Origin of the sequence: Arthrobacter agilis, from assembly GCF_030816075.1 — a bacterium.
Taxonomy (GTDB): Bacteria; Actinomycetota; Actinomycetes; order Actinomycetales; family Micrococcaceae; genus Arthrobacter_D; species Arthrobacter_D agilis_E.
This window is the reverse complement of record NZ_JAUSXO010000001.1, coordinates 734,816-746,788: the sequence shown is the minus strand read 5'-3', so window position 1 is coordinate 746,788 and position 11,973 is coordinate 734,816. Positions and strand designations below refer to the sequence as shown.

General features: G+C 69.8%; 12 protein-coding genes and 1 tRNA gene. 4 read left to right on the top strand and 9 right to left on the bottom strand.

Features of this window, described 5'->3' with window-relative positions; genetic code table 11:
- The first annotated feature begins 7 nt into the window (after window positions 1-7).
- From QFZ50_RS03240 to QFZ50_RS03230, 3 genes are all read left to right on the top strand, one after another.
- Window positions 8-727 carry a LytR/AlgR family response regulator transcription factor gene (locus tag QFZ50_RS03240; RefSeq protein ID WP_307081862.1) on the top strand — a complete coding sequence of 240 codons (720 nt, stop codon included), beginning with the start codon at window positions 8-10 and terminating at the stop codon, window positions 725-727.
- Between the two features lie 78 nt (window positions 728-805).
- A complete protein-coding gene (locus QFZ50_RS03235) occupies window positions 806-1,153 on the top strand; it encodes a hypothetical protein (RefSeq protein WP_307081860.1) in 348 nt (115 codons plus the stop codon).
- A 25-nt stretch (window positions 1,154-1,178) separates the two neighbouring features.
- Entirely contained in the window at window positions 1,179-2,645 is a 1,467-nt protein-coding gene (locus QFZ50_RS03230) for a sodium/solute symporter (RefSeq protein WP_307086624.1), read from the top strand.
- A gap of 32 nt (window positions 2,646-2,677) precedes the next feature.
- On the opposite strand, the gene QFZ50_RS03225 is transcribed toward QFZ50_RS03230, so the two are convergent.
- The 6 genes from QFZ50_RS03225 to rpsB form a co-directional block, all read right to left on the bottom strand.
- Window positions 2,678-3,256 (bottom strand): DivIVA domain-containing protein, encoded by a 579-nt coding sequence (locus QFZ50_RS03225; RefSeq protein ID WP_307081858.1) that lies wholly within the window; start codon window positions 3,254-3,256, stop codon window positions 2,678-2,680.
- 77 nt (window positions 3,257-3,333) lie between these two features.
- On the bottom strand, window positions 3,334-4,335 hold the full coding sequence (locus tag QFZ50_RS03220) for a phosphatidate cytidylyltransferase (protein WP_307081856.1): 1,002 nt from the start codon (window positions 4,333-4,335) through the stop codon (window positions 3,334-3,336).
- Window positions 4,335-4,892 (bottom strand): ribosome recycling factor, encoded by a 558-nt coding sequence (frr, locus tag QFZ50_RS03215; protein WP_307081854.1) that lies wholly within the window; start codon window positions 4,890-4,892, stop codon window positions 4,335-4,337. Before frr ends, QFZ50_RS03220 begins: the two co-directional genes overlap by 1 nt.
- Before the next feature lie 184 nt (window positions 4,893-5,076).
- Window positions 5,077-5,817 (bottom strand): UMP kinase, encoded by a 741-nt coding sequence (pyrH, locus tag QFZ50_RS03210; RefSeq protein WP_307081852.1) that lies wholly within the window; start codon window positions 5,815-5,817, stop codon window positions 5,077-5,079.
- A 177-nt stretch (window positions 5,818-5,994) separates the two neighbouring features.
- A complete protein-coding gene (tsf, locus tag QFZ50_RS03205; protein WP_307081850.1) occupies window positions 5,995-6,831 on the bottom strand; it encodes a translation elongation factor Ts in 837 nt (278 codons plus the stop codon).
- Between the two features lie 135 nt (window positions 6,832-6,966).
- Complete coding sequence (gene rpsB, locus QFZ50_RS03200) at window positions 6,967-7,911, bottom strand: 30S ribosomal protein S2 (RefSeq protein WP_307081849.1); 945 nt, start codon at window positions 7,909-7,911, stop codon at window positions 6,967-6,969.
- A 413-nt stretch (window positions 7,912-8,324) separates the two neighbouring features.
- Here rpsB and QFZ50_RS03195 point away from each other — a divergent pair, with 413 nt between their 5' ends.
- Window positions 8,325-9,164 (top strand): M23 family metallopeptidase, encoded by an 840-nt coding sequence (locus tag QFZ50_RS03195; protein WP_307081847.1) that lies wholly within the window; start codon window positions 8,325-8,327, stop codon window positions 9,162-9,164.
- On the opposite strand, the gene QFZ50_RS03190 is transcribed toward QFZ50_RS03195, so the two are convergent.
- From QFZ50_RS03190 to QFZ50_RS03180, 3 genes are all read right to left on the bottom strand, one after another.
- Window positions 9,139-10,329 (bottom strand): acyl-CoA dehydrogenase family protein, encoded by a 1,191-nt coding sequence (locus tag QFZ50_RS03190; RefSeq protein ID WP_307081845.1) that lies wholly within the window; start codon window positions 10,327-10,329, stop codon window positions 9,139-9,141. The two genes, QFZ50_RS03195 and QFZ50_RS03190, sit on opposite strands and share 26 nt — an antisense overlap.
- Before the next feature lie 224 nt (window positions 10,330-10,553).
- A tRNA-Ile gene (locus QFZ50_RS03185) sits at window positions 10,554-10,627 on the bottom strand.
- A gap of 61 nt (window positions 10,628-10,688) precedes the next feature.
- The gene (locus QFZ50_RS03180) at window positions 10,689-11,942 is read right to left on the bottom strand and encodes a glycosyltransferase (protein WP_307081843.1); all 1,254 of its coding nucleotides are present in this window, start codon (window positions 11,940-11,942) and stop codon (window positions 10,689-10,691) included.
- Window positions 11,943-11,973 lie beyond the last annotated feature (31 nt).

Genomic DNA, 11,973 nt, shown 5'->3' with positions numbered 1-11,973 from the left:
AGGCATCATGGTCAATGTCATCATCGCCGACGACGAGCTGCCCGCCGTCGAGGAGCTGGCCTTCCTGCTCGGCAAGGACGCCCGCATCGGCACCATCCACCGGGCCTCCAGCGGTGCCGAGGTGCTCCGGACCCTCGAGTCGCACAGCGTCGACGCCCTGTTCCTCGACATCCATATGCCGTCCCTCTCCGGCCTCGACATCGCGCGGGGCGTGTCCCGCTTCGCCCGCCCGCCCGCCGTCGTCTTCGTCACCGCCGACGAGGACCGCGCCCTGGAGGCGTTCGAGCTGCGGGCCGTCGACTACCTCCTGAAGCCCGTGCGGCTCGAGCGCCTCGCGGAATCGGTCCGCAGGGTCTGCGAACGCGTCGACGGCTCCACGGCCGCGCCCGAGGTCATCACCGTGGACCAGGGCGGCGTGAGCCGGATGATCCGGCGGGACGACGTCCGCTACGTGCAGGCCCAGGGCGACTATGCGCGCCTCCACACCGCGGAGGCCAGCTACCTCATCCGCATCCCGCTGAACGACCTCGAGCGCCAGTGGGCCGACGCCGGGTTCCTGCGCACGCACCGCTCCTACCTCGTCTCCATGGACCAGGTGCGCCAGGTGCGGATCGGCGCCGGCCGTGCGAGCCTCTTCGTCGGCGACGCCGAACTGCCCGTCAGCCGCCGGCACCTGCCCGACGTCCGCGAGAAGCTCGAGGCCACGCGCCTCCGCCCGAGCTCCTGACCGCCGGTGGGCATGCCCAGCATCCGGTCCCGGTGCACGTGAGCGAGGACCAGCCCGCAGCTCCGCGCCGGGGTACGCGTGACGGCGCCGAGGACGGCCGCCCGTGCCACCGGCGCGTCCTTCCCCGTGTCCCGCGAGATGGCGGAGCAGTCCGAGGTGGGACAGCTGTTCGTCGCATCGCTGATCCGGTCGCAGCTGCGCCTGGCCCTCGTGGTGGCGGCCGGCTTCCTGGTCATCCTGATCGGGATCCCCGTCCTCCTCGCGGTGTTCCCCGGCATCGGCGGCGTCACGGTCCTCACCGTGCCGGTGCCCTGGCTGCTGCTCGGCCTCGCCGTCTACCCCCTCGTCATCGGCTGCGCCATCCTCTACGTACGGAGCGCCACCCGCAACGAGCGGCGCTTCCAGGACCTCGTCGACGATGACTGACGTGTTCGACGACGACCTCCTGCGGCTGAGCCCCGCCATCGGCTACACGGCCCTCGTCCTCGTGGCGCTCAGCACCGTGCTCATCGGGATCTACGGCCTCCGCATCTCCAGGACCACCGGCGACTTCTACGTGGCGTCCCGCACGGTGCGCCCGTGGTGGAACGCCTCGGCGATCGGCGGCGAGTACCTGTCCGCCGCGAGCTTCCTGGGCATCGCCGGCCTCATCCTCGTCTCCGGCGTGGACGCCCTGTGGTTCCCCATCGGCTACACGGCCGGCTATCTGATGCTGCTGCTGTTCGTCGCCGCTCCCCTGCGCCGCTCCGGCGCGTACACCATCCCCGACTTCGCCCAGGCGCGGCTCGACTCCCTGCTGGTGCGCCGTGTGACCAGCCTCCTCGTCGTGGTGATCGGCTGGCTGTACATCGTGCCGCAGCTGCACGGCGCAGCGCTGACCGTGCGCGTCACCACGGGCCTGCCCGCGTGGGCGGGCCCACTCGCCGTCGTCGTCGTGGTGTGCCTGAGCGTGGTGACCGGGGGCATGCGCTCCATCACCTTCGTGCAGGCCTTCCAGTACTGGCTGAAGCTGACGGCGCTGGCCGTGCCGGTGGTCTTCATGCTCTTCCGCCTCGGCGACGCCGGCCTCCCGGTCACGGCGGGTGGCAGCGCCTTCACCGCGGATCTGGACACGACGGCGGACGCCTCGCTGTACGGGACGATCTCGCTCGTCATCGCGCTGCTGTTCGGGACGCTCGGGCTGCCCCATGTCCTGGTCCGCTTCTACACGAACCCGGACGGGGCCTCGGCGCGCCGGACCACGCTGATCGTGCTCGGACTGCTGTCGGTGTTCTACCTGTTCCCCACCGTGTACGGGATCCTCGGCCGCATCCACACGCCCGAACTCGCGGCGGCGGGAGCGGCCGATGCCACGGTCCTCCTGCTGCCCGGGCGGATCCTCGGCGGTACCGCGGGCGATCTCCTGTCCGCCCTGGTCACGGCCGGGGCGTTCGCCGCGTTCCTCTCGACGACGAGCGGCCTCGTGGTGTCGCTCGCCGGGGTGGTCAGCCAGGAGTTCTTCAAGGGCAGCGTGCGGGGCTTCAGGGCGGCGGCGCTGCTGTCCGCGACGGTCCCCCTCGGCATCGCGTTGCTGACCGACAGCCTCGCGCTGGCCGGGAGCGTCGGCTCCGTCTTCGCCTTCACGGCCTCCACCATCTGCCCGCTGCTGCTGCTCGGGATCTGGTGGCGGGGACTGACGGACGCCGGCGCCGTCGCGGGGATGCTCGCCGGCGCGGTCACGTGCGGCGGCGCGATCGCCGCGACGGCGGCGATGGGCGCGGACGCGGGCGACCGGTGGGTCTGGCTGGGCCAGCCCGCCCTGTGGACGGTGCCGACGGCGTTCCTCACCATGGTGCTGGTCTCGCGGGCAACCGCGGGACGGCGGCCCGCATCGACCTCACGCGTGCTCGCGCGGCTGCACACCCCGGAGCCGCGGTAGGCCGGGACACCCCCGGCCCGGCCTCGGGAAGGTCAGTCGATGCCCGCCATGAGTTCCACGACGCGGTCCAGGAACACGTCCACCTGGTTCTCCTCGTACCCCTCGGCCCCGCGGGCCTCCCGGAACACCGCGCGCCGGACGACGTCGACGCTCAGCGGGACCTCCTGCTCGAGGTACCGGAGCAGTTCGTCGCACAATCGGTCGACGTCCTCGACGTCGTAGCTGGGGGCGTTCTTGCTGTCGGGGCGCCGGAAGCGCTCCCCCGCCGGCCGGTGGAGCCGGTTGCGGAGGACGGCGGCGGACCGGCCGATCTGCCGCAGCCAGGCGTCCTCGCCCTCCGTGCGGATGAGGTGGTCCCGTTCCCGGAGGGCGAAGACGTCCTCGAGCCGGTCAAGCGCCGCGTCCACGGCCTGCGGCTCGTAGCCGCCCCTGGCCGGGTCGAACGCCATGGCACGGACGTCCTTGCTGGTGATGGTGTCGCTGTCGGGGCTCTCGGCGTTGTAGTAGCCGCGCGCCTTCGTCAGGAATTTATCCACCTGGCGCGTGTTGTAGCCGAACTCGGTGCGCCCGACGCGCGCGAACGGAGAGCTGCCCGGGCGAGCCACATGCATCGTATTCAGTCCTTCTGATCAAACCCTCGTGAGACCTTGCGGGAGCCGGCGGCTCCGGGGTGCCTTCTGACCTGCGGTTACAGCAACCCCGGAACCAATGTAGCGGACAGCAGGTAGGCCATCGGGGAGGCCAGGACGATCGAGTCGAGGCGGTCCATCACCCCGCCGTGGCCGGGGAGGAGGTTCCCCATGTCCTTGACGCCGAGTTCCCGCTTGATCATCGACTCGGCGAGGTCCCCTGCGGTCGCCGACGCGACGATGGCCACCGCCAGCACGAGCCCCACCCACAGCGGCTGGCCCAGCAGGAAGACGGAGCAGAGCCCGCCGACGACGAAGGCCCCGCCGATCGACCCGCCGAAGCCCTCCCAGGACTTCTTGGGGCTGATCTTGGGAGCCATCGCGTGCTTGCCGAAGAATGCTCCGATCAGGTACCCGAACGTGTCGTTCGCCACGACAAGCAGCAGCAGCGTCGCGATGACGAGGAAGCCGCCCTCCGAGCGCATCAGGATCATCGCGAAGCTCAGCATGAAGGGCACCCACAGCAGGGTGAACGTCCCGGCCATGAGTCCCTTGCCGGCCTCGGGTGCCGGGTCCACCGTGCGCCAGATGAACAGGGCGAGGACGGAGAGGACGGTGGCGAGGGCGAGCCCCTCACCGCCGCCGAAGTACGCGGCGAACGGGAGGACCAGCGTCCCGGCGAGAGTGGGCGCCAGGGGCGCATGGATGCGCCGGAGCTCGAGGGCGCGGCACGTCTCCCAGACGCCCACCAGGGCGAACAGGGTGACGATGCCGACGAAGACGACCGGGAAGAACAGCAGTCCCACGAGGGTGGGGATCAGGAGGGCCGCACCGACGCCGATCGCGGCCGGCAGGTTCCGGCCCGCACGGGATGCCTCCCCGGGCTTCCGGGGCCTGCGCCGGAACAGCCGATGCGACAGCCGTGCGGCGCGGAGGGCCCTGCGGGAGCCGGGGGCGGGCGGGGCGACGGGGGCGGTGGCGACGCCGCGGGCGTTGTCTGTCCCGGCGTCGGACCTGGCAGCCGGGCCGAGGTCCGCGCCGGGAGGATCGAGGTCAGCCATCAGACCTCGAGCAGCTCAGCTTCCTTGCGCTTCAGCAGCTCGTCGATGAGGTCCACGCGGGACTTCGTCAGGGCGTCGAGCTCCTTCTCGGCGCGCGAGCCCTCGTCCTCGCCGGCGTCGCCGTCCTTGACGGCCTTGTCGATGCCGTCCTTCGCCTTACGGCGGATGTTGCGCACGGAGATCTTGGCGTCCTCGGCCTTGGTCTTCACGAGCTTCACGTATTCCTTGCGGCGCTCCTGCGTCAGCTCGGGCAGGACCACCCGGATGACGTTCCCGTCGTTGGACGGGTTCGCCCCGAGGTCGGAGTCACGCAACGCCCGCTCGATGTCGTTGAGCGCGGTGCGGTCGAACGGGGTGATGAGCAGCGTGCGTGCCTCGGGGTTCTGGAACGAGGCCAGCTGCTGCAGCGGGGTGGGAGCGCCGTAGTACATGACGACCACCTTGGAAAACAGGGAGGCGTTGGCGCGGCCCGTGCGGACCGTCGCGAAATCGTCCTTTGCAACCTCCACGGCCTTGTCCATCTTGTCGTTGGCTTCCAGCAAGGTCTCTTCGATCACAATGTGCTCCTTCGCTCTGCAGTCGGCTGCCCGGCAACCATTCCAGTGTTCAATCCTAGTTCAACGGGGTGCCTCCCCCCGGCGCGGGCCGGGCGGCATTGCCCCGCCCGGCCGGACCGGCTAGGCCACGCGCCGCCGGGGTGGGGCCGTGTCCGGATCCGTCCCGCGGATCCTCCCGGCCGGCTCAGGCGGTGACGAGGGTGCCGAGCTTCTCGCCACGGATGGCACGGGTGACGTTGCCCTCGCCCTCCATACCGAAGACCACCATGGCGAGCTTGTTGTCCTTGCACATCGTCATGGCGGTCTGGTCCATCACCCGGATGTCGCGGCGCAGGGCCTCGTCGTAGGACAGCGTGTCGAGCTTCTCCGCCGTCGGGTCCTTGTGCGGGTCCGCGGTGTAGACGCCGTCCACACCGCTCTTCGCCATGAGCACCTCGTCCGCGTGCACTTCGAGGGCGCGCTGGGCGGCGACGGTGTCGGTGGAGAAGTAGGGCAGGCCGGCGCCGGCGCCGAAGATGACCACGCGCCCCTTCTCGAGGTGGCGGATGGCACGCCGAGGGATGTAGGCCTCGGCCACCTGGCCCATGGTGATGGCGCTCTGCACGCGCGTCTCGACGCCTGCCTGCTCGAGGAAGTCCTGCAGCGCCAGGCAGTTCATCACTGTGCCGAGCATGCCCATGTAGTCGGCGCGCGAGCGGTCCATGCCGCTCTGGGAGAGTTCGGCGCCGCGGAAGAAGTTGCCGCCACCGACCACGATGGCCACTTCGACGTCACCCACGGTGGCGGCGATCTGCTTCGACACGGAGCGCACGGTCTCCGGATCGACGCCCAGCTTGCCGCCGCCGAACACCTCCCCGGAGAGCTTGAGGAGGACCCGGCGCCGGCGTCCGGAGCCGTCCGTCGCAGCAGTCGAGGTGGTGTCCATGGGGTGCCTCCCGGGCGTAGAACTGGGGGCCGTTCCTGAGCGGACGGCCGGGGGTGCGAGCGGTGGGGATGTTGCCGGACCCGTTACAGGATACGGTGCGCCTCCCGGGCGCAGGAAAGGGCGGCCACCTGACCGGCGGCCGCCCTTCACCTTCATACTTCGGACCGGACCTGGTGCCTAGGCTCCGACGCGGAACCGGGCGAAGGCCGTGGCCTTGGCGCCGGCATCGGCGAGGACCGTGGCGACGGACTTCTTCGCGTCCTTCGCGAAGGCCTGGTCGAGCAGGACACCCTCCTTGAAGAAGCCGGTGAGGCGTCCCTCGACGATCTTCGCCAGGGCCTGCTCGGGCTTGCCCTCGGCGCGTGCGGTCTCGTCGGCGATGCGGCGCTCCGACTCGACGAGCTCCGCGGGGACGTCCTCGCGGGTCAGGTAGGTGGGCGAGTACGCGGCGATGTGCACGGCGACGTCGTGCGCGGCCTCGACCGCGGTGTCACCGGAGCCCTCGACGGCGAACAGCACGCCGACCTGGGCGGGGAGGTCTTTGGACGTCTTGTGCAGGTAGGCGTCGACGATCTGGCCCTCGACGCGTGCGATGCGACGGACGTCGACCTTCTCGCCCAGCAGTGCGCCGGCTTCGATGACGTGCTCGGAGACGGGCTTGCCCTCGAGCTCGTACGCCAGGAGGCTCTCGACGTCGGACGCGCCGGACTCGATGGCCGCGGCGAGCACCTTGTTCGAGAACTCGATGAAGGGGCCGGCCTTCGCGACGAAGTCGGTCTCGCAGTTGACCTCGACCATGACGCCGACGGTGCCGTCGACGCGCGCGGCGACGAGGCCCTCGGCGGTCGAACGGCCTTCGCGCTTCGTCGCGCCCTTGAGGCCCTTGATACGGATCAGTTCCAGGGCCTTGTCGGCGTCGCCGTTGGCTTCGTCGAGGGCCTTCTTGACGTCCATCATGCCGGCGCCCGTGCGCTCACGCAGGGCCTTGATGTCAGCGGCAGTGAAATTTGCCATACGAACTCCTAAGTTGATGTGGATCTACGACAAGCTTGCGCGGGCCACGGCCCGCGGTACGAACGGTTCGCGGTGATCATCCGCGGAACATGCGTAAGGGGCATGGTTTGACCCACACCCCTTACGCACTGGGTACTACTTGGCGTCGTCTGCTGCGGCTTCCGTGACGGGAGCTACTGCTTCGGGGACTTCCTCGGCGATCGGAGCCTGCAGGCCTGCAGGGGCTTCGTCGGCGGCGGGAGCCGCTGCCTCGGGAGCGGCGGTCTCCGTCGCCTCGGGAGCGGCGGTCGCTGCCTCGGGTGCTTCGGCGGCGTTGCCCTGGAGGAGCTCGCGCTCCCACTCGGCCATCGGCTCGTCGGCCACGGCCGATTCGTTGTTGCCGGAGCGGTTGTGGCGGGCGATCAGGCCCTCGGCCACGGCGTCGGCGACGACGCGCGTGAGCAGGTTGACGGCGCGGATGGCGTCGTCGTTGCCCGGGATCGGGAAGTCGACCTCGTCGGGATCGCAGTTGGTGTCGAGGATCGCGACGACGGGGATGCCGAGCTTCTTCGCCTCGTCGATCGCGAGGTGTTCCTTCTTGGTGTCGACGACCCACACGACCGAGGGAGCCTTGGTCAGGTTGCGGATACCACCGAGGTTGCTCTGCAGCTTGGTGAGCTCACGCTTGAGGAGCAGGAGCTCCTTCTTGGTGTGGCCCGAACCGGCGACGTCGTCGAAGTCGATCTCTTCGAGTTCCTTCATGCGCTGGATGCGCTTGGACACCGTCTGGAAGTTGGTGAGCATGCCACCGAGCCAGCGCTGGTTGACGTACGGCTGGCCGACGCGCGTCGCCTGGTCGGCGATCGCTTCCTGGGCCTGCTTCTTCGTGCCGACGAAGAGGACGGTGCCGCCGTGGGCGACGGTGGCCTTCACGAACTCGTAGGCGCGGTCGATGTAGGACAGCGACTGCTGGAGGTCGATGATGTAGATGCCGTTGCGCTCGGTGAAGATGAAGCGCTTCATCTTCGGGTTCCAACGGCGGGTCTGGTGACCGAAGTGGACGCCGCTGTCGAGCAGCTGGCGCATGGTTACGACTGGCATGTTCTGCCTTTCTTCAGCTTCGGCTCTGGCGCAGTGCGCTGCCTGAAGCTTGTTGACGGTTATCTCAGTACAGGCCGGGGTGGCCGGTACGTCCTGGTGCCCGGTCGTCATCGGGACGTTCCCTCCCGTACCGGTTCTCACCGGACCGTGGGGAAGGCACTTCAGCGTTCTTCGAGGGCGCTGAATCGCGGGCACGCGTAGTCAGCCTGACGATCCCGGACCGCGTCGATGCCAGAGACACCGGGAGGAGGGAGCAGCAGACTGCTCGGTCAAGTGTACTACAGGGGCGGTGCCGGATCCGTCGCCCGGCGGGCAGCCCGGGCACCGCCGGGAGGCCGTTGTGGCGGCCGGCGTCCTGTCCACATACGCCGCCGGCACGCCACGTGGCGGTTCGGGTGCTGCAGGATCTGCGCATGGATGAATCCGTCCGGGCCCGGCCCCACTCCCGCGGGTACGCGCGACGACCGGCCCCGCAGCATGTGGAGGCCGGCCGTGCACCCCGCGGGCGTGCACGGCCGGCGGCCCTGCGCGTGCTGCGCGTGCTGCGCGGCCTGCGGCGCCGGGCCCTGACCGAGCTGCTCCTGGGCCTGCTGGTCGTCGTGCTGGTTCCTGCGGGGACGGGCGGGTCCGCGGCCTTCGCGCAGGACGGCCCGCCGGCGGGCCGGCGCCTGTCCCCCGGCCCGGTGCCGGCAGAGTTCGTCCCCGAGTGGTCCTGGCCGCTGTCGCCTCCCCCGGCGGTCCTCCGCCCGTTCGAGAGGCCGCCCCGGCCGTGGCAGCGCGGCCACCGCGGGGTCGATCTGGCAGTCGGAACAGCCACGACCCCCGTGCTGAGCCCCGCGGACGGCATCGTGTCCTTCGCCGGCACGGTGGTGGACCGGGGCGTGCTGTCGATCGATCACGGCGGTGGACGGATCAGCAGCTTCGAGCCGGTGACGACTCCCCTGGTGAAGGGCCGGCGTGTCACCGGGGGCGAGGTGGTCGCCGGCATCGAGGGCGCCGGACCCGACGCCCTCCCCCGGGGTCACTGCGGGACGGCCTGCCTGCACTGGGGCGTGCGCGTGGACGGCGAGTACGTGGACCCGCTGTCCTTCGTGATGGACCGGCGCCCGTCGGTCCTCCTGCCGCTCGACGGGTGGGAGAACACACGGAACCGACGCGGCTCACCTCCGGACGTCGCGGGGCGCCCGCCATACCTGCTGTCACTCGACGCAGGGCCGGGACCCGGGACTAGACGAAGGCCGCGATCCCGGTGATCGACCGGCCGGCCACGAGCGTGTTGATCTCCTGCGTGCCCTCGTAGGAGTACACGGCCTCGGCGTCGGAGAAGATCTTCGCCATCTCGTAGTCGGCGACGATCCCGTTGCCGCCGAGGATGTTGCGCCCCGCAGCGACGCTCTCGCGCATGCGGGCGGTGGTGAAGGCCTTGGCGAGCGCGGACTGCTCGTCCTTGGCCTTGCCCGCGTCCTCGAGCTGCGACAGGCGGACCATCATGCCCATCGAGCTCATCGCGTTGCCGAGGATCTGGACGAGCTGCTGCTGCACGAGCTGGAAGCTGGCGATCGGCCGGCCGAACTGCTCGCGCTCCACCGCATAGCGGCGGGCGACGTCGAATGCGGCCAGCTGCTGGCCCACGGCCTGCCAGCCGACCGCGAGCCGGGTGACCTTGAGGACCTTGTTGGTGTCCCGGAAGCTGTTGGCGCCCTTGAGGTGGAAGTCGTCGGACACGACGACGTCGTCGAGGACGATGTCCGCGTTCTCCACGGTGCGCAGGGCGATCTTGTTCTCGATCTTCGTGGCGCTGAAGCCCGGCGTGGCGGTGTCCACCATGAATCCCTTGACCTGGTTGTCCGCCAGGTCCCGTGCGTAGACGACCACCCAGTCCGAGAAGGTGGCGTTGCCGATCCAGCGCTTGGCGCCGTTGAGCACCCACGAGTTCCCGTCGCGACGGGCGGTCGTCCGGGTGCCGCCGGCGACGTCGGAGCCGCCGAGCGGCTCGGTGAGGCCGAAGGCGCCGATCTTCTTCATCGCGTAGATGTCCGGCAGCCACTCCTCCTGCTGCTCCTTCGAGGCGAGGGCCTCTATCGACCCGGTGAAGAGGCCGTCGTGCACGCCCATGAACGTGGCGATCGAGGTGTCGGCGCGCGTGAACTCCGCGTGGGTGATCCCGGCGAACAGGTTCGAGTAGCCCTGCCGGTGCACGGGGCTCATGGGGTCCAGGTCGGCGAGCTTCGGGATGAGGTCCATCGGGAAGGCGGCCCTGTTCCACCAGTCGACGGCGTTCGGGCGGACCTCGCGGGCCAGCCAGGCGCGGATCTCCTCGAGGCGGGAGCGCTCCTTGTCGGACATCAGCTCCTCGAAAGCGTAGAAGTCGCCGTCGGCGTAGGGCAGATTGTTCACATCGATCGACGTCTTGCTCATCGGAATTCCTTCGCTCCGGTCGTCGGCGACCAGATCTCACTCGAACAGGTGGGCCATGCGGCGGGCGCTCGCTGCGCTCAGCAATATGTTACCCGCCGGTAACTTAGGGCGCCAGTGGAGCTGCGGGCGCCAGGGCGAGGGCCGGCATTAAACAGGACCGCGCCCCCTCGATGAGGTGGCGCGGTCCTGTGCGTGGCGCGTCGGGTCGTCGGTCGACGCAGGAGTAGGGCTGCTGGGGCTTGAACCCAGGACAAACGGATTATGAGTCCGCTGCTCTAACCAGCTGAGCTACAGCCCCGAGGGGCGTGGCACCCCGGTGGTCCGGCTCCGGAATCATCCTCCGGCCGCCGGCGCAGGTCCTATTGTATGCGGAGGTGCCGCTCGGTCCCGCCGGCCTCCCGGGCCGTGGGCATGCCGCCGGCGACGTCCTTCGGCGACAGCGTCCCGTAGTACAGGCCCTCGAAGATCTCGAGGGTCGTGTTGATGTCGTGCTTGCCCACCATCCTCCGGCTGGCGGCACCCATCTTCTGCTGGTCCTCCCGCGAGAGCTCGAGGATCTGCGTGATCCGGTCACCGAGCTCCTCGGAACTGCCGGGCGTGAACAGATAGCCGTTCTCGCCGTCGGACACCAGGTGCGGCAACGCCATCGCGTTCGCCAGCAGGACCGGCGTCGAGGCCGACATCGCCTCGAGGGTCACCAGCGACTGCAGCTCGGCGGTCCCCGGCTGGCAGAACAGGGAGGCGCGGATGTAGCTCTTGCGCAGCTCGCCGTCGTCGATCAGGCCGCGGAAGGTGACGCGGTGGGCGATGCCGAGGCGGGCGGCCTGCGCCTGCAGCGCCTGCTTCACCTCCCCGCCTCCGACGATCTCGAGGTGGACGTTCAGGTGCTCCGGGGTCCCGGCCACGGCGTCGATCAGCACGTCCACGTGCTTCTCCTCGGCCAGGCGGCCGACGAACAGGACCGTCGGATGCTCGTGGGGCTCGACGACCTCGCCCGGCTGCAGCTCGTAGGCCGCGGAGTCGATCCCGTTGGACACCGGCAGCACCTCGGTCAGGAAGGCGTGGTCGCGCATGGCCTTCGCCGCGAGGGGCGTGGGGGTGGTGACGGCGGCAGCCTTGCCCATCACCTTGCCCATGTCCTTCCACGAGTTCCGGGCGATGACCTTCTTGAACCACTCGGGGAACGGCAGGAACGGGTTGAGGTTCTCGGGCATGAAGTGGTTGGTGGCGACCACGCGGATGCCGCGCCGCACCGCTTCGTACAGCGTGTACTCCCCCACCATGTAGTGGCACTGGATGTGCACGACGTCGGGCTGCACCTGGTCGAACAGCATGCTGATGTCCCGCCGGATCTCCCACGGGTAGCAGATGCGCCAGTAGTCGTGGGTCGGGACGCTGTGGGAGCGGAGGCGGTGGACCGTCCAGTCGCCCCCTGGTTCCGTGAAGCTCCTGCCGTTCGAGGCGCGGGGCGCGAGGACGTGGACGTCGTGGCCGCGGCCGGTCATGCCCTTCGCCAGCCGGTACCCGAACTGGGCCGCCCCGTTCACGTTGGGCGGATAGGTGTCCGCGGCGATCAGGATGGTCAGGGGCTTGGAATCAGCCGGGTGGCTCACGCGTGAATCCCTACGTCGGTGTGCTGGACGG

Coding starts and splice junctions, on each gene's coding strand:
- QFZ50_RS03240 (WP_307081862.1), top strand. CDS start 8: ATGGTCAATGTCATCATCGCCGACGACGAGCTGCCCGCCGTCGAGGAG.
- QFZ50_RS03225 (WP_307081858.1), bottom strand. CDS start 3,256: ATGCATGTGGCTCGCCCGGGCAGCTCTCCGTTCGCGCGCGTCGGGCGC.
- QFZ50_RS03220 (WP_307081856.1), bottom strand. CDS start 4,335: ATGGCTGACCTCGATCCTCCCGGCGCGGACCTCGGCCCGGCTGCCAGG.
- pyrH (WP_307081852.1), bottom strand. CDS start 5,817: ATGGACACCACCTCGACTGCTGCGACGGACGGCTCCGGACGCCGGCGC.
- tsf (WP_307081850.1), bottom strand. CDS start 6,831: ATGGCAAATTTCACTGCCGCTGACATCAAGGCCCTGCGTGAGCGCACG.
- rpsB (WP_307081849.1), bottom strand. CDS start 7,911: ATGCCAGTCGTAACCATGCGCCAGCTGCTCGACAGCGGCGTCCACTTC.
- QFZ50_RS03195 (WP_307081847.1), top strand. CDS start 8,325: ATGGATGAATCCGTCCGGGCCCGGCCCCACTCCCGCGGGTACGCGCGA.
- QFZ50_RS03190 (WP_307081845.1), bottom strand. CDS start 10,329: ATGAGCAAGACGTCGATCGATGTGAACAATCTGCCCTACGCCGACGGC.